This window comes from Fructilactobacillus florum 8D, assembly GCF_000512295.1.
Taxonomy (GTDB): domain Bacteria; phylum Bacillota; class Bacilli; order Lactobacillales; family Lactobacillaceae; genus Fructilactobacillus; species Fructilactobacillus florum.
On sequence record NZ_ALXG01000015.1, the window covers coordinates 24,174 to 46,836 of the forward strand.

Annotated in this window: 19 protein-coding genes; 9 read left to right on the forward strand and 10 right to left on the reverse strand. The window is 42.0% G+C overall.

Translation table 11 applies throughout. The features are described from left to right. Positions 1–30: 30 nt before the first annotated feature. The 3 genes from B808_RS01860 to B808_RS01870 all read right to left on the reverse strand — a co-directional run bounded on the left by B808_RS01860 (position 31) and on the right by B808_RS01870 (position 4,981). Positions 31–2,427 carry a phosphoketolase family protein gene (locus B808_RS01860; protein ID WP_009166338.1) on the reverse strand — a complete coding sequence of 799 codons (2,397 nt, stop codon included), beginning with the start codon at positions 2,425–2,427 and terminating at the stop codon, positions 31–33. A gap of 157 nt (positions 2,428–2,584) precedes the next feature. Next, positions 2,585–3,310: a GntR family transcriptional regulator gene (locus B808_RS01865; protein ID WP_009166339.1), complete on the reverse strand. Its 726-nt coding sequence runs from the start codon at positions 3,308–3,310 to the stop codon at positions 2,585–2,587. Positions 3,311–3,397: 87 nt separating this feature from the next. Then, complete coding sequence (locus tag B808_RS01870; protein ID WP_009166340.1) at positions 3,398–4,981, reverse strand: Nramp family divalent metal transporter; 1,584 nt, start codon at positions 4,979–4,981, stop codon at positions 3,398–3,400. Positions 4,982–5,093: 112 nt separating this feature from the next. Between B808_RS01870 and B808_RS01875 the strand changes: the two genes are divergently transcribed. Then, positions 5,094–5,597: a YbaK/EbsC family protein gene (locus tag B808_RS01875; protein WP_009166341.1), complete on the forward strand. Its 504-nt coding sequence runs from the start codon at positions 5,094–5,096 to the stop codon at positions 5,595–5,597. 2 nt (positions 5,598–5,599) lie between these two features. On the opposite strand, the gene B808_RS01880 is transcribed toward B808_RS01875, so the two are convergent. The 3 genes from B808_RS01880 to B808_RS01890 form a co-directional block, all read right to left on the reverse strand. Then, positions 5,600–6,196, reverse strand: a complete 597-nt coding sequence (locus B808_RS01880; RefSeq protein ID WP_009166342.1) for an HD domain-containing protein — start codon at positions 6,194–6,196, stop codon at positions 5,600–5,602. Positions 6,197–6,345: 149 nt separating this feature from the next. Beyond that, a complete protein-coding gene (locus B808_RS01885) occupies positions 6,346–7,338 on the reverse strand; it encodes an AEC family transporter (RefSeq protein WP_009166343.1) in 993 nt (330 codons plus the stop codon). Between the two features lie 37 nt (positions 7,339–7,375). Continuing rightward, entirely contained in the window at positions 7,376–9,019 is a 1,644-nt protein-coding gene (locus B808_RS01890) for a malolactic enzyme (RefSeq protein ID WP_035421567.1), read from the reverse strand. A 124-nt stretch (positions 9,020–9,143) separates the two neighbouring features. Here B808_RS01890 and B808_RS01895 point away from each other — a divergent pair, with 124 nt between their 5' ends. Beyond that, a complete protein-coding gene (locus B808_RS01895; protein ID WP_225349212.1) occupies positions 9,144–10,025 on the forward strand; it encodes a LysR family transcriptional regulator in 882 nt (293 codons plus the stop codon). Between the two features lie 27 nt (positions 10,026–10,052). Here B808_RS01895 and B808_RS01900 read toward each other — a convergent pair whose 3' ends face one another. Together B808_RS01900 and B808_RS01905 are read right to left on the reverse strand one after the other, a co-directional pair. Further along, complete coding sequence (locus tag B808_RS01900; RefSeq protein ID WP_051393786.1) at positions 10,053–12,395, reverse strand: HAD-IC family P-type ATPase; 2,343 nt, start codon at positions 12,393–12,395, stop codon at positions 10,053–10,055. Between the two features lie 193 nt (positions 12,396–12,588). Next, positions 12,589–13,020, reverse strand: a complete 432-nt coding sequence (locus B808_RS01905) for an Hsp20/alpha crystallin family protein (RefSeq protein ID WP_225349211.1) — start codon at positions 13,018–13,020, stop codon at positions 12,589–12,591. 215 nt (positions 13,021–13,235) lie between these two features. Here B808_RS01905 and B808_RS01910 point away from each other — a divergent pair, with 215 nt between their 5' ends. The 6 genes from B808_RS01910 to B808_RS01935 all read left to right on the forward strand — a co-directional run bounded on the left by B808_RS01910 (position 13,236) and on the right by B808_RS01935 (position 21,105). Beyond that, positions 13,236–14,588, forward strand: coding sequence for a hemolysin family protein (locus B808_RS01910; RefSeq protein WP_009166348.1), 1,353 nt, complete (start codon positions 13,236–13,238; stop codon positions 14,586–14,588). A gap of 56 nt (positions 14,589–14,644) precedes the next feature. Then, complete coding sequence (locus B808_RS01915) at positions 14,645–17,686, forward strand: YfhO family protein (RefSeq protein WP_035421571.1); 3,042 nt, start codon at positions 14,645–14,647, stop codon at positions 17,684–17,686. Positions 17,687–17,737: 51 nt separating this feature from the next. Beyond that, entirely contained in the window at positions 17,738–18,208 is a 471-nt protein-coding gene (nrdI, locus tag B808_RS01920) for a class Ib ribonucleoside-diphosphate reductase assembly flavoprotein NrdI (RefSeq protein ID WP_035421573.1), read from the forward strand. A gap of 93 nt (positions 18,209–18,301) precedes the next feature. Continuing rightward, on the forward strand, positions 18,302–19,645 hold the full coding sequence (locus B808_RS01925) for a dihydrolipoyl dehydrogenase family protein (protein WP_009166351.1): 1,344 nt from the start codon (positions 18,302–18,304) through the stop codon (positions 19,643–19,645). A 112-nt stretch (positions 19,646–19,757) separates the two neighbouring features. Beyond that, on the forward strand, positions 19,758–20,144 hold the full coding sequence (locus tag B808_RS01930; protein ID WP_009166352.1) for a DUF488 domain-containing protein: 387 nt from the start codon (positions 19,758–19,760) through the stop codon (positions 20,142–20,144). A 10-nt stretch (positions 20,145–20,154) separates the two neighbouring features. Next, positions 20,155–21,105: an aldo/keto reductase gene (locus B808_RS01935; RefSeq protein ID WP_009166353.1), complete on the forward strand. Its 951-nt coding sequence runs from the start codon at positions 20,155–20,157 to the stop codon at positions 21,103–21,105. 77 nt (positions 21,106–21,182) lie between these two features. Here the strand turns inward: B808_RS01935 and B808_RS01940 are convergent, their stop codons facing one another. Next, positions 21,183–21,536 carry a DUF1516 family protein gene (locus tag B808_RS01940; RefSeq protein WP_035421575.1) on the reverse strand — a complete coding sequence of 118 codons (354 nt, stop codon included), beginning with the start codon at positions 21,534–21,536 and terminating at the stop codon, positions 21,183–21,185. 111 nt (positions 21,537–21,647) lie between these two features. Between B808_RS01940 and B808_RS01945 the strand changes: the two genes are divergently transcribed. Further along, complete coding sequence (locus B808_RS01945) at positions 21,648–22,070, forward strand: pyridoxamine 5'-phosphate oxidase family protein (RefSeq protein ID WP_009166355.1); 423 nt, start codon at positions 21,648–21,650, stop codon at positions 22,068–22,070. Between the two features lie 99 nt (positions 22,071–22,169). Here the strand turns inward: B808_RS01945 and B808_RS01950 are convergent, their stop codons facing one another. Beyond that, entirely contained in the window at positions 22,170–22,469 is a 300-nt protein-coding gene (locus B808_RS01950) for a hypothetical protein (protein ID WP_009166356.1), read from the reverse strand. Positions 22,470–22,663 lie beyond the last annotated feature (194 nt).

Consider the following 22,663-nt stretch of genomic DNA (forward strand, 5'->3'; position numbering starts at 1 on the left):
GGGCTCTTTTTATTACTTACTGGTAAATAACTATTTGTTTAATGGTTTCCATTTCCAGTTAGTTACTTCTGGTAAATCAGTGCCTTCAGTTCGGATATAGTGATTGTGTTTAGCAACCCAATCTTCCATCTCCTGAACAAAATCAGCATTTTGTTCTGCCATTCCAGGAACAGCTTGAACAACTTCCTTAGCAAGATCAAAACGATCTAACTGGTTCAAGACCCGCATGTCAAATGGTGTTGTGATATCACCATTCTCACGGTAACCATGAATATGAACATTCTTGTTGTCACGGTCAAAGAAAATTGTCCGAATGATATCTTCAAAACCATGGAAAGCAAAGACAACTGGCTTATCAGTGGTGAAGAGATCGTTAAATTCTTTGTCGCTCAAACCGCGAGGGTCTTGTTTTGGACTCCGCAATTTCAGTAAGTCAACAACATTAATGTAACGAATCTTCAGTTCTGGGAAGCGATCGTGTAGTAGATTGATGGCTGCTAATGTTTCCATCGTTGGTTCTACTCCAGCAGATGCCATTACGATATCTGGTTCAGTTCCCTGATCAGTCGAAGCCCAGTCAATGTAACCAAGTCCCTTGTTAACTAATTGGTCAGCTTCATCAATGTTGAACCATTGTGGACGAGGGTGCTTCGAAGTTGTAATTAAGTTGATCTTTTCGTAGTCTGCAAATGCTACATTAGCAGTTGCTAATAATGTATTAGCATCAGCTGGGAAGTATTCACGGATAAACTCTGGTTTCTTTTCAGCCAAATGGTTAATCATCCCAGGATCTTGGTGAGTATAACCATTGTGGTCTTGCTGGAATACCGTTGAAGAATCAATGAAGTTTAATGATGGGTATTGTTTTCTCCAGCCCATTTCAGAAGCCTTACGCAACCATTTGAAGTGTTGTGTCAACATTGAGTCAACTACCCGTCCAAATGATTCATAAGTTGCAAAGAAACCGTGCCGTCCAGTCAGAACGTAACCTTCTAACCAACCTTCATCATCATGTTCTGATAACTGAGAATCGATTACTCGACCTTCGTGAGCCATGTACTCATCGTATGGCGTGTCAATGTCACGTGACCACTGACGGTTAGTCGTATCAAAGATATGCCAAATTCGGTTTGACCAAGTTTCGTCAGGTCCAAAGGCGCGGAAAGTAGTTGGGTTCTTCTTCATTGTGTCACGAACCCATTCTGACCAAACTACCATATCTTCAGCATCCGTAGCCCCGGGAGTCTTGATTTCAACCGCATAATCACGAAAATCAGGTAAGTCCAATGGTTTAGGATCAAGCCCACCGTTTGTGATTGGGTTAACAGACATCCGCCGGTCACCCTTTGGTGCTAATGATTTGATTTCTTCTTTGATGGTGCCGTCTTCGTTAAAGGAGTCCGCTGGTTTATAGCTTTCCATCCATTTCACAAATTCGTCGGCAGTTTCCATGTTGTCAGCACTCAAAGGAAGTGGAACTTGGTGCGCACGGAATGAACCCTCAATTGGAAGACCCTTAGCGTTTTCTTGTGGACCAGTCCAACCTTTTGGTGAACGGAAGATAATCATTGGCCAAACTGGACGTTTGGCTGTTTCAGCTGTTTCAGTTTCACGTGCCTTCTTTTGAATAGCTTGAATGTCTTCCACAGCAGCATCCATTGCTTTTGCCAAATTAACATTGGTTTCGTCAATGTTTTCACCATGAGGCAAGTTTGTTTCAACAAAGTAAGGCTTCCAGCCAAGTCCTTCGAAGTATTTTTGTAAATCTTCGTCAGAAGTCCGGTTAAAGATGGTTGGGTTAGCAATCTTAAATCCGTTTAAGTTAATGATCGGTAGTACCGCACCATCAGTAACCGGATTAATAAAGCTACTAGAGAACCATGAACCAGCCAATGGACCAGTTTCAGCTTCCCCGTCACCAATCTCAACTGCAGCAATTACTTCAGGGTTGTCAAAGATGGCACCAACCCCATGAGATAGTGAGTAACCTAGTTCTCCACCTTCGTGAATTGAGCCGGGTGTCTCAGGAGCAGCATGAGAAGCAATCCCACCTGGGAATGAGAATTGTTTGAATAATTTCGACATTCCCGCTTCGTCAGCAGTAATCTCTGGGTAGATATCAGAATAACTGCCATCAATGTAAGAATTAGAAACCATCACCTGGCCACCGTGACCAGAACCCTCAATGTAGAACATGTTCAGGTCATATTTGTTAATAACCCGGTTCAAATGAGTGTAGATAAAGTTTTGAGAAGCAATCGTTCCCCAGTGTCCGATCGGTTTTACCTTAACGTCTGCAGCCGTTAAAGGTTCTTTCAGCATTGGGTTAGACCGTAAGAATAACTGTCCAACTGACAAGTAGTTCGCTGTGTTCCAATATTGCGTCATTTTGTCAAAATATGCTTTTGAATCATAGTCTACTGACATGCAATAACACTCCTTTGTAATAATAACCAAATGGTTGTTTTTCCCTTGAGAATGAGTTCGAAAGCGAACTCAACTACACAACTATCTTACCAATTTCTGTTAAAAAGTCAAACCATAACACAATTGGTACGTATCAATTGAGAAAGCCCGCCACAATTTATTCTGCTACATCCACAAAGGTGTTGTAGCTAAAATAATGGTAGTGAATCCGCAACTGCGAGAATTCAAACGGGGTTCCATTGTCAAGAAAGAAGATTCCTTCCATGATGCCAACCGGTTCCGTCGGTTCCAAATGCAATAGTTCCTGATCAGTTGCCACGGATGGCTGTACTTTGAGGGTCATTAATGCCTTGGTTCCAGTGTGATGAAGTTCCTTTGCAAAATAATCAAACAAAGAGCCAGTGACAATTTGTCGGGTAAGCGCCGGCGCTAATTTGATTGGGATATAACTCGTCTCAATAATAATTGCTCGTTCATCAATCAACCGTAACCGCCGAATTTGATAGACGAAATCTTCGCTAGTCACAAACAACTCTTCTTGAATTTCAGGCGGAGCAGCAATTACCGCAAAGTCCAAAACCTTGATTTGTGGCTCATATCCCTCAATCTTTAGATTGTTGGTAATCCCTAAGTTCGACCCTTCATACCGAAAAATCGATTTATTTTTCAAGTACAGTGGATTCACGAATGTCCCAGAACCTCGTTTTTTAAAAATAACTCCCTGCTGTGCCAAAACATTCAAAGCTCGTTTGATGGAACTACGACTAACTTGATATTCCGTGCTTAGACTACGTTCATCCGGCAACCGATTATGCGGAAATTGATTAGTTTTAATTCGTTGCTGCAGGCTTTGTAATACTTGTTTATATACTAGATCAGCCACAAGATGCTCCTTTACGACTTAGATTATCTCAAGTATAGCAGAAACAAAAAAGGATTCCCGCTGTGGCGAGAACCCTAGGGTTACCAGTTAATCTTTTGTTGCTTGGTCATCCAATTGATGTTGTTCTTTCAAGCGTTTGTTAGCACGATAAAGATCATATAATACCCACCCTAGCAGAGCTAATACGGCAATAATGATCACATATGCAATCAGATTTGCTTCAAAGGTCTGTTGTGCATTAGGATTGTCGCTAAAGAAGCTGGCAATTGCATCTGGCATGTTATACATGTTTAAGAATGTTAAGGCTAAAACGGAAGCCCAACCAGCAACTTTAACCCAGATCGCATTGGTAAAGCGTTTCCCATTCATTTCCAAAGCACTGTCAGTAAACATCAAGAGTGGCAACATTGAAAATGGTAACGCAAAGGCTAGAAACACCTGTGAATTATTCATCAAATCATTTAGCGCTTCATGCTGCTTAACTGCCGAACCACCGCTAGTCATCATTACACAAATGACCACCGGAACGATCGAAATCAATCGGGTAACTAGCCGCCGAGCCCAGAGTGGCATCCGCATATGAATGAATCCTTCCATAATGACTTGACCCGTTAACGTTCCAGTAATCGTAGAGTTTTGTCCAGAAGCTAATAAAGCTACCGCAAATAGGGTTGAAAGGACTCCAGTTTTTGCAACACTTGCCAAAATCCCATTACTCATAAAGGAGGGATCCTTGAGTGCCTGATATAAACCGAAGAACGATGGATCTTGCACGGAACCAGATTTGAAAACTGCCACTCCCATAATTAATAAGAGAGCATTTACAAAGAAGGCCATGGTTAACTGAATGTTGGAATCCATCGTTGAGAACCGCACCGTGCGGGCAATGTCTTCTTCATCGTTATGATCAACTTTTCGAGTTTGAGAAATTGCCGAGTGAAGATACAAGTTATGAGGCATGACAGTCGCCCCAATAATCCCTAAAGCCCCACTCAATGGCGTCGTCCCGTTAACAACGGGCGTCTCTTTGACCGCTGCAATGCTTGGAACCGTTCCTTTCAATACCCCCAGCCAATCAGGATTTGAAAGTGCTACTTCATAAGCAAATACAAAGAAAATAACTAAAATCAAAGCAACCACGATGGCCTCGATCTTTCGAAACCCAATCGAAGTCAGTAATAGTAATACCAAAACGTCCAAAACAGTAATCAAGACCGCTACTAAAATCGGAATCCCAAACAACAGGTATAGCGCAATTGCACCTCCGATTACTTCTGCAATATCAGTCGCCATAATCGCTAACTCGGTCGTAATCCAGAGTACTACCCCCAACGTCTTGCTGGTTCGAGCTCGAATCACTTGCGCCAAGTCCATTTGCGTCACGATCCCAAGTTTAGCTGCCATGTATTGAAGTAACATCGCAATCAAACTTGAAATCAAGATAATAGACATCAGCAAGTATTGAAAATTTTGACCCCCGGTAATTGACGTTGACCAATTCCCTGGATCCATGTATCCCACTGCCACTAGCGCTCCTGGTCCAGAATACATAAATAACGTTTTCCAAAAACCCAAATTCTTAGGAACTTCAACGGTACCATTAATCTCTTGTAATGATTTCCCGTTTGCATACTGAATAAAATGAGTTTTTTCTTTTTTTCCTTCTGCCATACACAAGCCATCTCCTTCTAATTAGTCAAATTAATTGTAAATGATAGTTGCACGAAAGTCATTAAATTTTTCAAAAGAATTGCTATAATACAAAGTAAATGAGGTGAATTTTATGACAAAAAAGAACCATGGAAAGCTCCATAAGACCCTTGTAGAGCAGGTTTTAGATCAACACAAAATAAAATACCAGCAAATTGAATTTGCAACCCATCAAGTCGGCGATGTTTTTGAACTTGACGCCCACCAACAATCCTACCAACGCCATCAAATCTATAAAACATTGGCCGCTATTACTAAGGATCATGAGCCAATTATTGGCGTGGTTCCCCTCGACTGCCGTCTCAGCTTAAAAAAGCTCGCCCGCGCCGCCGACAAGAAAAAGGTTCAGATGATTCCATTAAAAGATTTGGCTGCCATCACGACCTTTGAACATGGTGCCAACACTCCTGTTGGCATTTACGAGAAAAAAGGTTATCCCATCTACTTTGATTGCAGTGCCCAACAGCAAGGAGAAATCATCATTTCTTCCGGCCAAATCGGTCGTTCGGTGCTAGTCAATGCTGAAGCAGTTGCCAAGCTAGTGCACGGGTCGTTTGCAGACCTCATTGAAGCTTAAATCTAAGTTTGCCCCGACCACTCCGCTTTGAATTCTTGCACAAATGTTTCCATTAAACTTTTTCGCCGCTTAGCAAGTTGCTGGGCGGTTTTTGTATTCATTTGATCTGCTACTAAGAATAATTTTTCATAAAAGTGATTCAAAGTGGTCGTATTGTTGCGATATTCTGCTTTGGTCAGCTGTCGGCGCGGAGGTAGTTTGGGATCATACATGGCAGCTCCATGAACAGCTCCATACGCAAACGTTCGCGCCACCCCAATGGCACCAATCGAATCTAGTCGATCCGCATCTTGTACTACTTGTCCCGTTTTTGAGAGCTGGTGATGCTGCTCAAGGCTATCTGCAAACGATAAATGGTCAATAATTTCCAATACTTGTTTGATTTCCTCGGGGTGGTAACCAAAATCTTGAAGACAATTAATAACTTCCTTGCGCTTTTCAGCACGGTGATCACAAAGTTTTTCGTCAAAAACATCGTGCAAATAGGCCGCGGTCAGTGCAACTTCACCGTTAGCAGGTTCACTAGCTAACAATTTCCCGGTCATATTAACAACCCGCTCAATATGATCAAAGCCATGTCCGGAATGATCAAATGCCATTTCCTGAGCTGCATACTGGCGAACTTTTTGTAATTTTTCGTTGATAAATTTCAGCTCCTTTCAGACGATTCACAACTATTATTATAACGATTAAACACTACAGGTATATCAAAAAGACCTCCACAATGTGAAGGTCTTGATAATAATGCTTATAGAAAAGCTAAAATTTCCATTAAGATTGGAACCACAATTACAAAGAGCACTGTACTAGTTACCACTAAGTTCGTTGCGTAATCTACATCACCATGCGACTGACCAACTAAAATAGGTAAAACGGCCAATCCTGGTGCAGCAGCTTGAATCACAAACGTATTTAATTCCGGAGTTGGTACAGTACCAACAGTATGTTTAGCTGTCAGCAACACCACAATCATAATAGCAGGTGCAATCACAAACCGCCCCGCTAATGCCAGCACTGAATCACGGTCAAAATGAATTGATTGTAACCCAGCATCAGCTAAAATAATCCCAATGTAGATCAAGGAGAGGGGCGTTACCAAACCGCCAACCATGGTGAAAGTGTTCCCAAGCATTGGAAAGGCTGCTGGTTGCACGATAAACGTAATTGGCAGTCCTAAAACCAACCAAACCAACGCCACTATAAAGCCAATCAAAGGAGCAGGCAATAACTTTTTCCAGTTAAACTTTGCTCCACTTGCTGAACTTTTATCTTTAGTTGGATCATCGGCAGAGATAAAGAAGATCCCGACTGCCCAAGTAGAGATGGTATTAATCAAGTAGTACAACAAGAAATAAGGCAAACCTTGGTCACCAAATAACGCAATGTTAAGTGGCATCCCGATGAAGATTGTATTGGCATTGACGAACATGTTAATGAACGTTCCACGCCGTCCCTTGCGGATTTTAAAAATTTTCACAAAGATTAACGCAACCACATAACCCAATACAAAGCTAATAAAGACGTAGAACAAACCGCTCGACAGGCTCAATAATTTATCCCGGTTCAAGTGACTGACCACTGACATAAAAATCGATACTGGCAGCGCAATATTCATAATAATAAACGAAATACTACCCTTAAATTTGTCGTCTAATTTGCCCGATTTTCGCAACCAATACCCAAGTGCGATGACAAGAACAATCTCACCGACACTTGATAAAGACGTTAAAAAAGCTGTCATCATCAAACTCCTTTCATAACTATTTCCAAAGCAATGCTTAGTTCAGTTCACGATAAACGGGGTACCATTTTTCAGCCTCTACCGCTGCTTTCACATCACTAATCTGCTCTCTAGTAACCCCTTGATCAACTGCACTTTGCGCCACAGCATTAGCAACTGTTTGGGAGAATTCAGTCAACTGCTCAACTGGGGGCAAGATGGCAGCTCCTGGCTTAGAAGAATCAACAATTCCTCCTAAAGAGTGCGCAGCTGCACTAATCATTTCATCATTCAAAGTCGTAGCAGTTGCGGCAATCGCACCTAAACCGATCCCAGGATAAACCAACGCATTGTTAGCTTGTCCAATTTCGTAGGTAACTCCATCATGTTCCACGGGAGCACTTGGAACACCAGTTGCCACCAACGCCCGACCATTTGTCCATTTAATCAAATCGGCTGCCGTTGCTTCAGCAAGCTTGGTTGGGTTTGAAATTGGTAAAATAATTGGACGGTTCGTGTGCGCTGCCATTTCCGTAACAACTTCCTGTGTGAAGGCACCATGAACAGTTGAAGTTCCTACCATAATGGTTGGATGAACCGCTTGTACAACCGAGAGTAAATCCGTTAATTCATCGGCATTATCAAATTCGGAACGACTTCTAGCAAATTCCTGTTGTCCCGGTGTCAAATCTGGCATGTCATCAAACAGGAGTCCTTGTTTGTCGACCATGTAGAAGTGCTTTTTAGCCTCTGCTTCGCTCAAGCCTGCTTGAACCATTTCTTCAGCAACTCGCTGCGCAATTCCGACCCCGGCAGTACCAGCACCAAAGCATAGATATTTCTGATCCGTCATTGACTCACCAGAAATGTTCAATGCCCCGAGTACCCCAGCTAAAACGATAATTCCAGTTCCTTGAATGTCATCATTAAAGACCAAGAATTGATCCTGATATTTTTCCAGAATTTTAGCAGCATTAGCTCGACCAAAATCTTCAAAGTGTAAATAAAGATTAGGGAAAAGTGATTCTGCTTCCTGAACAAAGTTATCCACAAATTCATAGTAGTTCTCAGAATAATCCCGATCTTGATCAAGACCAACGTACAAAGGATCATTCTTTAATGATGCACGAGTAGTCCCTGCATCTAAGACCACTGGTAAAATTTCTGACGGGTCAATCCCCGCAGCAGCTGTATAAACCATCAGCTTACCAACCGGAATATCAATTCCCTGAGTTCCCCAATCACCAATGCCAAGGATTCCTTCACCATCAGTCACAACTAACAATTTAACGTTGCGACCTTCAGCAGCATTGATTAAACTTTCCCGAATCGTTGCGCGACTGTGATCATTGATTGATAAATAGGCCGCATTTTGGGGATTAACGTATAAGCGACTGTAGTTTTCAATTGAATCCGCAATCGTTGGATCATACACAATCGGCATGAATTCACTGACATGTTTTGCAAACGTAGCGTAAAACAAAACCCGATTTTCATTAAAAACTGACATTAGATACATACGTTTTTCTAAATCTGTACTCATTTCCTGGTACTGAGCATAAACGCGATCAGTTTGCTGATCCAAGGTTTGAATTCGAGGTGGCAACATTCCTTCAAGGTGTAAATCTTTCCTTTCAGTAGCACTAAAGGCCGTTCCTTTATTTAAAAAGGGATTGTTGACGATTTCTTGACTTCTAGTCATAGTTCTCGCTCCTCTAAATTTATATGGTATTATTCTAAACAAGAGTCATATTAGTCCATCTATAAAAAGATAGTCAAACGTTAAATTTGAATAAATTTCATTAATATGAGGTGTTAAAATCAAACTGCAAGATTTACTCTACTTCAATAAATTAGCTGAATTGCATAGTTACACCAAAGTTGCAGCTTACTATCAGGTCAGCCAGCCTACCATTTCCTTAGCTGTGCAACGACTGGAAAACGAACTGCACATCGAATTAGTCCAGCGTAACCAAGCACACCACCAGATTGAGATTACACCGGCGGGAAAACAACTCGCCCAGCACGCCCAAATCATTAGCAATGAAGTAACTGCGATTGAACAGTCGCTGGTGCCACAGAAACAGCAGCCCATTAACTTTGGGCTACCTCCAATCATCGGGAACTATTATTTCCCGAGTTTAGCGGCGCAACTTGGAGAAACCGGCATCCTAGATGACTTATCCAATCTAGAAGCGGGCTCAAAAAAATTGTTGCATCAATTGATTGACGGCACGGTTGATATTGCCCTGCTTGGATCAGCAGCACCGTTTCACAACCAGAACCTAACTACGACGGTCTTGACCCAAAACCAATTTAAAATCATCACCGCCAAGGAGCACCCGTTGGCTCAGCATCCAACTGTGCGCATGCGTGATTTGGATCAGGCCGACTTCATTGGCTTTAATGACGACTTTATCCATGCAGAAACCTTTCAAAAACTATGTCGCCTGCATGGAGTCCGAGTTAATACTCGCTATCGAACCCAAGACGTCGAACTAATCAAACAACTAGTGGCTCAAAACGTCGGAATCTCATTTTTAACGGAAACGGCAATCACCCCCAAGGATCAAGTTCAGACGCTTAACATTGCTGATGATGACGTCCCTAATTTTTTTGTGTCACTAGCCCGTCGCACCAAACATCCACTCTCAGAAGAAGAACAACGATTAATGCAAGTTCTACAAACAGCAATTAAGGCAAAATAAAACACCGAAAAGTTACTTTTCGGTGTTTTATTTTTTTAATGCTGAGCGCCAAATTGTCAACCGCTGCCAACTCCAATTCACCACTCGTTGTAACAGTAAAAACATCGGATTAATTAGTAAAATCATGACCGCTCCCACTAACAAGGCAACCCAATTGTTCAACCCCGTTAGCGAAAACAGTGGTCCTAAAAAGATGAAGACTGCTAAAAACAGGGTAATGCTGATCGAAACTACCATCAGTTTATAGCGGTTCCAAGGACGACTAATTAGCAACATCGCCTGCCAACAAACAAAGCCCGTTACTAATACATTCAACGAAGCGATACTAGGTGCTGAAAGTCCGAGGAAAGGACCTAATCCACCTAACAATAAAACGTCCACTACCACGCATAGCGCAGATGGAATGGCAATTGCAATAATTCCGCTCACAAATCGATTGCGGATCGGATGAAACTCAGGTGCCATTGCTAGGAAAAAGGATGGCACTCCGACCATTAGACTATTAATGGGAGTGAGCTGAATCGGTTGAAACGGATAGTTACGAGCCAAAAACAGAAAAATGACACTCAAAATAACGGAAAACATGGTTTTAATTAAATACAGCGAAGCAATGTTATCAATATTGTTAATAACTCGGCGTCCCTCTTTTAATACATTGACCATGGCAGAAAAATTAGAGTTAATTAACACGAAGTCCGCAATACTCTTAGTACTTTCATTTCCAGTCGCCATGGCAATCCCACAATCAGCCTGTTTCAAAGCTAGAATATCATTAACACCGTCCCCCGTCATTGCGACCGTCTTCCCAGCCTGTTGCATCGCGCGAATCAGCTGCTCTTTTTGTTCTGGTTTAACTCGTCCGAATACCCGATTATGCGCTACCAGTTTCGGATAGTTTGGAGTTTTCACCGTACTCATATCGACATACTGATCGGCTTGTGTCACGCCAACCCGACTAGCAATGCTGGCAACCGTGGTTGGATCATCTCCAGAAATCAGGCGAAGCGTCACTCCCTGATTGGCGAAATAACGTAGCGTTTCTGGGGCATCGCTCCGAATCACATCTGACAAGATCACAAATGCTATTAGTTTAGTCTTTGATAACGACGTTTCTGTCATTGTTTCGGCTGTAGCAAAGGCCAAGACCCGCAAACCTTGGGTCGCAAGTTCATGGACTTGATTAGACTCGTTCGAACTCATTTGCAAAACAAATTGTGGCGCTCCTAGCACGTAGTTTTTTCCATCGGCTAGTTGAGCTCCACTCCATTTCCGCGCCGAAGAAAACGGAATGATCCGCGAAGCAACTTGATTGGCTTGCATAAATTCTTTTTGCAAAGCCATCGCAGTGGCATTCGTATCGCCAACTTCTCGTAAGACTGATCCTAATAGCGGAGCAATCGTTGCTGTCGTTGTGCCCGTCGCGAGTTGTTCCAATCGGTCAAACTTTAGTTCCCCACTGGTGATCGTCCCCGTCTTATCAAGACAAAGCGTGTCAACTCGGGCAAGCGTTTCAATCGAAGCTAGGTCGCGCACCAGCACTTTGCGGCGTGCCAATCGATAGGCCGAGACCGCTAGCGTTACAGATGATAGCAGCACTAATCCTTCTGGAATCATCCCAATCATGGCGGCCACCGTCCCTAAAATGGCATCATTCCAACTTACTCCACGTAAAATTCGCGAGGTAAACAGAGCGAGTCCAAGCGGGATGATAATCACCGTTAAAATCCGAATAATTTTGTTAATCAAATCCAGTAATACACTTTTTTTTCGGCTCGTAGTTTTCGCCTTGGCAGTCAAAGAATTTACAAAAGTGTCATCACCAACCTTGGTGGCCTGCATCACCGCATGACCCCCCACCACAAAACTACCAGAAATCACGCTAGCGCCATTCGGTTTGTTAATCGGATTGGATTCACCCGTAATCTGTGATTCGTCGACTTCTAGTTCTTTAGTTGCCAAAATAACCCCGTCAACCGGGATTTGATCGCCGAGTGTCAACTGAATTACATCATCTAAAACCAGCTGCTCTGAAGGGATTTCAACTGTTTCTCCATCTCGAACCACTCGACTATGCGCTTGCGAAAGTAGCGCCATCTTATCAACTTGCCTTTTAGAGCGAACCTCTTGGATAATTCCAATCAGCGAATTTAAGAAAGCAATTAATAAAAACAAGAGGTTTTTATAGCTACCAGTGGTAAAGACCAACAGCCCAAGCACCAGGTTGATAAAATTAAAGAGGTTAAAAACATTGCTAACTACAATCTGTCCCACCGTTTTGGTTAAGGCAGGGGGTGGCGTATTCTTTTGCCCAGCCGCTACTTTAGCAGCAACTTCTGCTGAGCTTAAACCGGAATAATGCTGATCTGACAAGAGTGCTTCCTCCTTAACATCCTTTTCTAACAATTATAGCTGAAATGGGCAAACCCCGCTGGAAAAGTGTCACTAGATCAGACGATCTGCCTTAATTACAGGAAAAGGATGGTCATCGATAAAAAAAGTACTGATACCTCCACGTATGAAGGATATCAGTACCAAAATAGAACTGTTTTTCTAATTTATTTGTTTAATTAATATCAATTGACTTGCTAGTCTGCTCTTCTTTTGCTGACTTCGGTAATTCAATCTTTAAAAGACCACCATCGTAAGTAGCACTAATTTGATCTTTTTGAACATCCGGTAGGTAGAATGACCGACTAACATCGCTTGACCGACGTTCCTGATTGACCACATGTCCATCATCATCACGAACTTCTTTTTTCAGATCATGAACTGCGTGAATCGAAAGCGTGTCATCACTGTATTGAATATCGATATCTTGTTTTTGAAATCCCGGCAACTCAGAAACAACTTCATAGTGATCGTCATGATCAATCACGTCCGTTTTCATCCGATTATTACCGCCTGCGACCGAATTTAGTAGGCTTTTACCAAAGTCGCCGAAAAAATCGTCCAGTGGGTCGTAACTAATGTTGCTTAAATCTTTATTTGCCATCATTAAACTCCCCTTTGTTAATTAATTGTCAGCTTCCTGACACCTTTAATTATAGGGCGGTTACCTTTAAGATTCAAAAAATTTGTTTTCTTTTTACTGATTTCAAAACAGCTCCCGCCACTGTATGTTAATATGGTACAGAATTGTAAAATCCAAAAATTTTACAACTGCAGTTCCTGACCTCAAATCAACCTATCAAGAAAAAGGAGTACACGACATTGGTTACTGGATCGATTTTTATCGACTTAGTTATTATTCTCATCACATTCTTTTTAGCAGGATTTTTCGTTGCCTGCGAATTTGCCCTCGTGCAATCGCGCCCCACTGCCTTACAAGAAGAACTCGATGATGACAACACTTCAGAAAAACGCAGAAAAAAACTGACCCGCGAAATCAAAATGGTTAAAAATCTCAATGAATACCTGTCCACCACCCAAGTGGGTGTCTCATTGGCGGGGATTATTCTTGGGTGGATTGGTGAAACCTTTGTGATCGCACTTTTTGTTAATCTATTGGGCACCGATATGGGGGTTAACAGCGCTACCGCCCACGGTATTGGGGCAGTTCTTGGGATTATCCTACTGACTTATTTAGAAGTCGTTTTTACAGAAATTCTACCTAAGAACATCAGTATTGACATGCCTTTACAAGTGCTGAACGTGGTCAGCACACCACTACATTACTGTCATGTCGTCTTTTATCCCTTCGTCTGGCTGCTTAACATTTCTGCCAATGCAGTTGTCCGCATGTTGGGGCTCAAGGTTGCCAATGAAAATGACGAAGCTCTGTCACAATCAGAGATTCTGAGCGTTTCCAAAGCAGCCGTTAAAAATGGAGACCTGGAACAAAACGACTATCTCTACATGCAGCGTGCCTTCGAGTTAAACGATAAAACCGCTCGTGATATCATGATTGACCGCACCCAACTTAAAACCGTAGATTATAACGATACCGTAGCAGAAGCTACCGAAACCTACCTCAAGACTACTTTTAGCCGGCTTCCGGTGGTCAAAGATAACAACAAGGACAATATCCTTGGTTATGTCTACATCTATGATCTAGTTCAGCAAGCCCAGATTAACCCCAAAAAATCCGTTAAAGGGCAATTACGTAAGATCAGTACGACTGCTGAAACAACCCCGATTGCCATGGTTTTACAACAAATGATTAAGAATCACCAACCAATCGTGGTCGTAATCGATGAATACGGCGGTACTTCCGGAATTATTACCGATAAAGACATTTATGAGGAACTATTTGGAACCGTTCGTGATGAAATCGATCCTGCTAATCAGGCGCAGATTTTCAAGCAGGCTGACGGAACCTACAAAGTTAGTGGTAAGCTAAATACTCATGACTTTGAAAAATTCTTCGATACTAAGATCAAATCATTTGATAGTTCTGATATCGTTACCATCGCTGGATTTGTGATTGAACACAATCCCCATATTAAAATCGGTGACGTGGTTACAATTGGGCGCTTTCAGTTTAAAGTATTGGATTACGAAAACTCATTTATAAATTGGTTCGAAGTAACCCCCCTTAAAACTGACGAAACGAACCCTGCATAACCTTAAGAAACGCAAAACGAGGCCTGCCTCGTTTTTTTCGTGACAAGGAGTTTCCTATGAAAATATTTAAAAAAATTCCCGTGTGGATTGCCTATACTGCCTGCTTTTTGGTGATCATTAGCGCCTTTTGGCTGACTTTTCGCCTCACTAATCGTTCCCTTATTTGGAGTTTCGATGGAATTGCTCAACATTATCCCATCTTGATCGATTTTCGCCAAATGATCGTTAATTTTATACAGCACCCCCAGCATGGATTTACAAATTGGGCTTGGAATATTGGATTGGGTGCAGATCAACTGACAAGCTTCTCTTACTATGTTGTCGGGGATCTGTTTAACTACCTTATTATTTTGTTCCCCAAAAATCAGGTAGCTTTAGGCTACAGTGTCTTAGTAGTTCTCAGGTTATATTGTGCCGGACTGGCCTTTTTATTATACTGTCGCAATTTTCACTTCAAAAAATTCAGCCAACTTATCAGCACGCTTACCTATACCTTTGCTAGCTATGCCCTATATGCTGGCATGCACCATGCCTTCTTTTTATTACCATTAATTCTGTTCCCACTCCTTGCAAATGGAATTGAACAAGTCTTGCACCGTCACGCGGTAGTTCCATTGATAATTGCCGTCACCATTACCTTCCTCAGTAACTTCTATTTTGCCTACATTCTTGGGTTAGGTTGCCTCGTTTACGTCATTGTACGTTATTTCGACCTTCGCACCTCCAAATCATTTCGTCCTTGGAAATCCTTGCTTAGCCTGACAGCAGCGGTTATTGCCGGGCTCGGCATGGCTGCCGTCCTCTTCGTCCCAACAATTATGTATGCTTTTCAATCGACTAGAATCACTAATCAATTTGCCAATGGTTATCATCTCTACCCACTTAGCTACTATCTTGGGCTTCCTGGAAAAATAATTGGGATGGGAAATAGCTTTAATTTCTGGTTAATAATTGGGATTAGCGGTTTTAGCTTGTTAGCCATCATCTACGTATTGAGCCACTTTCGAAAATATCGTGCCCTTAATTGGTCCTTAATTTTACTTGGAATTGGAATTGTTTTCCCACAAGTTAGTGCTATTTTCAATGCCTTTGCTGCGCCATCAAATCGCTGGCTATCGCTCGGGCTATTGCCCATTGGACTTGCCAGTGCATATTTTGCTGAAGCGTTGCGCCACCTAACCCACCGTGATCTTGCCATTCTAGCAGCCAGTGGACCGAGCTTGCTTCTGGTGATCTGGCTCAGCAACGGAGGGATATTAAAACTACATCGGCATGATTTGGTCGAATATTTACTCTTCTTTAGTCTCATCGGCATCCTTTTAATAGCCAATTTATTTAACTGGAAACGACGGTGGCTACAAAGTTCCGTTTTAACCCTAGTGATTGTTAATCTAATTAGTCTAGGAATCGGATTTTACAGCCCCAATAGCAGTAGCTATTCTAAAACGATGTATCTACAAAATCAGGCTCAGCAGGCTGTTTCCAACTACTATGACCAAGCCGATCACTATGTAACTCCCCGCCTCAACCATGAGCGAACCACGATTGGACCACGGTATCATTATCAGCCCGATCAGCGAAAAAATTCTTTAAATACCGACTATTTTAATGCAGAATCAAATATCCCAATGGTTCTCGGAACCCATGACATTGCTTCATATCTGACCGTTGAAAATGGTTATGTTGGCGCATTGGAACAACAGGTTCAAAACAACCAATTCACACCGAATAATCCAGTCGCCCAAAATGACTACCGCACCTCGCTAGAAAACCTGATGGGCGTTAAATATCTTTTCTTAGATAGCACTAGGGAAGAAAAAAATTTGCCCGCTGGTTTTAAAATCGTTCGTAACCGCGATCGCCAGCCACGCCTTTTCCCAATCCCTAACCAGCTAGTTAATCCGGCCAAACCAAATGGCACTATCATCGCCAAAAACAACGAGGCGTTGCCCCTTGCATATACCCAAACACACGTGCTGACCGATCAGCAATTTCATCGCTTAAGCCCACTTGAGCGTGAACAAAGTCTGATAGCAGCAGCCAACCTTCCTAGCGCCATTTCGGGCATTAAGCCCTTACACTACCACTCGAACCTGCGCTCGTTGGCTTACCAAACGCAACTAGATCAGACCAATTTATTGACGAAGCCCGAGCAACTGGATCAATTACCTGCAAGTACTCGGTCAAATCGATCTCAGCCTAACGCTACTTATGCTACCGCACAACAAATTAAAGCAATTCTCAAAGAAAATACAGACATCGCAAACCAAAGCGTCCAAAAAAATCGAACTGGTTTACATCAACTAACCTCTGATGCTCTAGGCAACCAAAATCAGTACGAGTTAACCATTAAAAATCCAGAACAGACGCGTAACCACGAGTTATACCTAAAATTAGAAGGTATCACTGTTACCCCTCTTGATGCAGCGCAAACGGCTGCTAACAAGGCCAATCGAGCCGTATTAGCTAATCGGGCACTAGTTCCATTAAACCAACTAACCGCTATTCGAAATAATCTAACCAGCTATGATAATGGTAGCTTTGTGATCACCGCCAGTGCCCACGGAATGAGCAACGCCGTTACTCAGCTTGGTAAAGACGAACTGTCAAACTACTTGCCAAAACACCAAGCACTCCTTAACTTGGGCTACTCTGCCAAATCTCGCAAAACCATTACCATCAAATTTGACGGACCCGCCGCAATTAACATCAAAAAAACACGGCTCATCGCGGTTCCGTTCAAGCAAAACTATCACCGTCAAATCAAACGGTTACAGCAGGCAAGGCTACATCAACTCCGCCTCCAAAAAAATACGGTTACTGGAATCAGTCATGAACCCCAAAAAGCGGTTTTGACAACATCAATCCCATACTCAAGCGGCTGGCAGCTTTCAATTGATGGGCACCCGACCAACACTAAGGTAGTTAATCAAGCTTTTGTTGGTGGCGTTGTCCCTGCAGGTAATCACCGAATTCGACTCACCTACCACACTCCCGGTTTGCTAGTTGGTTTCATCATTACTCTGATAACCAGTCTGTGTTTGGCTGGTAGCTGGTTGTGGTACTTAATCGTCATTCGAAAGTCATCGCAAAAATAATCTGAAATTTTTCTAAAAAACGATTACACTTATAATAAGGAGGTGGTAATTGTGAAACAAATCCGAATTTTATTTATTTCTATTGAGGGAAATACCCGTAGTTTCGTTAACCACTTGGTTAGCTATGCTGAGCAGCAACATCAAATACACCCAACACAACCACTAATTACTGCTACAGAAATTAGCGATCAAACTGATCTACAAGCCGAGCACCAGCCATACTTTGTTTTTGTCCCCACCTATCTAGATGGTGGCAATGGGATTGATAATGGCGTAAAAGAACTAATGACAAATTCAATGGGCGAATATCTTGATTTTCAAGAAAATGCTCAGTATTGTCAGGGAATCATCGGCAGTGGCAACAAAAATTTTAATGCTCAATACTGTTTAACTGCCAAGCGGTATGCTCGAAAATTTCAGGTTCCCTTTATCGCTGATTACGAACTTCGTGGAAATCATGATGATTTAGAACGAATCTATGCTGATTTAGTAGCCTTTGTAGCAGAACAAGCTGCTGTTTAATGACTGCTGGCGGGCAGATTAATTGACTTTAACATTAGAATTCTAAACAATGGTTGTATACAATGATATTAGGATTTTCTAGGAGGTCGAATGATGGTTACAAATGATTATCAATACGATGTTTTATATCTCGGCAGTGGTCATGGTGCCTTCAACGGCGCACTTGCACTGGGTGCCAAAGGTGATTTTAAGATCGGTATGGTCGAAGCTGACAAGGTTGGTGGAACCTGCCCTAACCGCGGTTGCAACGCCAAGATTGCGCTTGATATGCCCGTCAAATTAAAACATGAAGCTGAAAATATGCAGGGAAAAGGGATTCAGGGGATTCCAAAAATTGACTGGGCCGCAAATGTAGCCCATGAAAAAGAAGTCATCAAAGTACTTCCTGGAGCAATCGAAGAATCATTGGTTGCTAATGGCGTTGAAATGATCCACGGCTATGGAAAACTAGTTGATCCTCATACCATTCGCGTCGCTGGAACTGACTACACCGCTACCAACATTGTGATTGCCACTGGTGCTCACTACCACCAGCTCGACATTCCTGGTGCGGAATTTCTCCACGATGGAACTGATTTCTTAAGCTTATCAGTGCAGCCCACGGAATTAACCATCGTTGGAGGAGGCTACATTGCGGTCGAGTTTGCATCCATTGCAGCAACCGCCGGAACCAAAGTAAACTTATTGTTGCACCACGATACTGCCCTACGACAATTTTACCAACCATTTGTGGCGGATCTTTTACAACAACTTGTTGACCAAGGGGTTAACATCGTCAAAAACGTTACTCCAGAAGCAGTTAAAAAGACTGCTAACGGCTATGATTTACAGACAAACCAAGGAACCTTTAGTTCTGACTGGATTCTAAATGCCACTGGTCGTGACCCCAACACAAGTAACCTTGGCCTAGAGGAAGTCGGCGTTGCCTACGACCAAAAAGGAATCAAAGTTAACGATCATTTGCAAACTTCAGTTCCTAGTATCTATGCTTCTGGTGATGTTTTAGATAAAAAAGTCGGTCGCCTAACACCAACTGCCATCTATGAATCAACTTATCTAACTAAATTATTTGCACATGAAACCAGTGCCGCCATTAAATATCCGGCAGTTCCAAGTGCTGTCTTTACCATGCCACGTATCGCACAAGTTGGCGTAACTGTGGATGAAGCCAAGCAACATCCAGAAACTTACAAAGTTGTTGAATCTGACTTAGCTGGTGACTGGTTCCGTGTCTCGATGCGTGCTAACCGTGGGAAAGCTATCACTATTTTCGATCAAGAAGGCTATTTAGTCGGAATGACTGAGATTAGCTCTGAAGCAGACAATGCCATCGGTAGCATTCTGCCCTTCATCGAGTATCATATTGATCCTGAGCAGATGAACGACTTCATTACCCTCTTCCCTACGATTTCATCAGAAACTAAAAATCACTTATAAAAGTTCATTTAAAAACCAGCCTGGTTAGCCCAGCTGGTTTTTAAGTTAGCCGATTAGAGCTTAACTGCAAATCTGTTGTATACTAAACAAGAGCATGGTTGGGAGGTCGTTTATGAAACTTCAACTGGAACGGATTTATACAAAGCCGGCTGATTTAAATGGATATCGGATTTTAGTTGATCGATTGTGGCCCCGAGGAATTTCCAAGGCTACGGCACACCTCGATGCATGGGAAAAAGCAATTGCCCCCTCGCCAGCGTTGCGGAAGTGGTTTAACCATGATCCAAGTAAATTCTCTGAGTTTGCTAAAAACTATCAACAAGAATTAAACCAAAATCCAGCAACCGCCATCTTTATTAACGAGGTTGCCCAACGCTTAGCGACGCAAAATGTAATTCTATTGTATGGAGCTAAGGATCAGAAACATAACCAGGCAGTGGTGCTTTTCCAGTACCTGCAAAATTTATCAATCATTCAGACATCGTTATCTAAAGATTAGGAGTATTTTTATGACTAGTGTTAAAATCGGAAAAACCAATGTTACTACGCAACCACTTGGATTAGGAACCAACGCCGTTGGGGGCCACAATTTATTCCCCAATCTTGATGACCAAGTTGGAATTAAAATTGTTCGTCAGGCACTTGATGACGGCATCACAATGTTAGATACTGCCTTTGCCTATGGAATGGGTCAATCAGAAAAATTAATTGGGCAAGCCATTCAGGGATATGATCGCAGTAAGTTTCAGATTGCCACCAAAGGGGCGCAACGGGTTACCGCAAACGGCGACGTAGTCATCGATAGTTCTCCCGCCTTTTTAAAACAATGTGTAACAGACAGCCTAGAACGACTCCAAACTGATTACTTAGATATTTTCTACATTCATTTCCCTGATGGAAAAACACCCTTAAATGAGGCCGTAGCAGCACTCAACGAGCTCAAACAAGCTGGCAAAATCAGAGCCATTGGAGTTTCTAATCTATCAATGGACCAACTTAGAGAAGCTAATCAAGATAACCTAGTGGATATCGATGAAGAACAGTATAATCTCCTGCATCGTGATGCCGAAGCGGAACGCTTCCCCTATCTACGTGAGCACCAGATTTCATTTGTGCCTTTCTTTCCATTAGCTTCAGGACTGCTAACTGGCAAGTACCATGCAGAAACTTCATTTCCAAGCGATGATATTCGTCATGATAACCCGGACTTCAATGGTGAACGCTTCACCACAATTGTTAACCAAGTTGAGCAAGTCGAACAAATTGCGCGGCAGCATCACGCTAAGGTTGCCCAAATTATCTTAGCTTGGTACCTTAAAAACCCCGATATTAGCGTGGTAATCCCGGGAGCTAAACACCCAGCACAGGTTCAAAGCAACGCTCAAGCCTTACAAATTGACCTTTCTGCTGCCGAATATGCTGAAATTGATCAGTTATTCTCACCAGAAAAGTTGCAATAATTAAATCTAAAGCTAAAAAAAATAGCCGTTCGACAATTTGGTCGAACGGCTATTTTTAAACCACAGTAATTTTGTAGCTAAAATGGATAACCACCAGCAAGATAAATTCCCATGAAACCGACAAGCAACAGCAAAAATAGTGTTAAATAAATCCACATTTTGTTAAGCCGATGATGAAGCCGCCAGGCAAAGGCCAACTCAATCACCACAATCAAAAGTAGAGCGGCTACGACTTTAATAATGGTTAAAACTGGGGCAGCAGCATATGCTCCACCAAGAAGCAATAAACCGGTACCAAGCGCAATTAAGTAACAAATACGGGCAATTATCATACTAACTTTACTCGTAGTTGGACGCTTACTGAACAGTGCTACCAAAACGACTATAAGCAAAATTATCCAATTGATTAAATGAAGCCAGCTGATTAACATAATATCGCTCCCTCTACATATATGTAAACATAGTTACCAATGTTATTATAACATTTCTAGAATCACATTATTAAATATGATAAAATCACTCCAAAGGAGATCTATCTTACTATGAAAAATACATTAACTACTTTTAAAGAAATTACTCATGCCGTCGAAAACATCAATTTAGCAACGGTTAGTGAAGAAGGTATCGTATCGAACTCAATTGTTACTTTCAACCAAGATGACACTGCCGACAACGTTTACTACGTACTGACTAATTATCAAAGTCATCGCGCCCAGAATATTATTACCCATCCCCAGGTCGCAGTTTCATCTTGGTTTGAACAAAAATCAGGAAAACGTTTTTCCTCTAACAACGCTACTGCGAAAGTCCACACGGATCTTGACTTTATCGCCGCTGTGGCTGGGAATCACCCAGCGATGACTAAATTTGGAACGGACTTCTCTGGTAAATGCATCCTTGAAATTACTTTGAAGTCTGCGCTGATCGAAGACTTCGCAGGTAATGTGCAAAACGTTGAATTCTAGATTTTATCAGTAGCAGGAAGCCACCCTACACTCCATACTTAAGAAAAACGTTTGATTCCAGTAAGCAATGTTTAATCCCAAGTCTATATAATTTATTTACTATTTGGAGAAATCGTGGCTGTGCTTTTCAATTGCTTCATTTACCTTATGAGTCCACTTACCCCTATTATTGAGTTCCATCTTAGTAGTACCATTTGATATAAAGCCAGTTGCTTGCTCCTCCAAATTTTTAACTTTTGCTAGTTGACTAGTTTGCAACTGTCCATTTACATATCCGCCAACATCGATCCTACCCATTGGATTATGTCGCACACTAAAATAGTTGATTGTAACGTTTTTTATCTTATGATATTTGTCATCATCATAAACGAATTTTCTTAGTTCAGTTGAGTTATCCATGACGATTTTTATCAGGTAAATCCGATAACCACCATAACCAATAATTATTCCACCTACGATAAAAACTAGGATAATTTTTAAACCTAAGCTACCGTTTTTAAATACAGCTTAATTGTTCATCATCCTATTTGGTATCTAATAATCTACCTAATTTTTGTGACATTAATCCAGCGCCATAATAAATTTTTCCATTA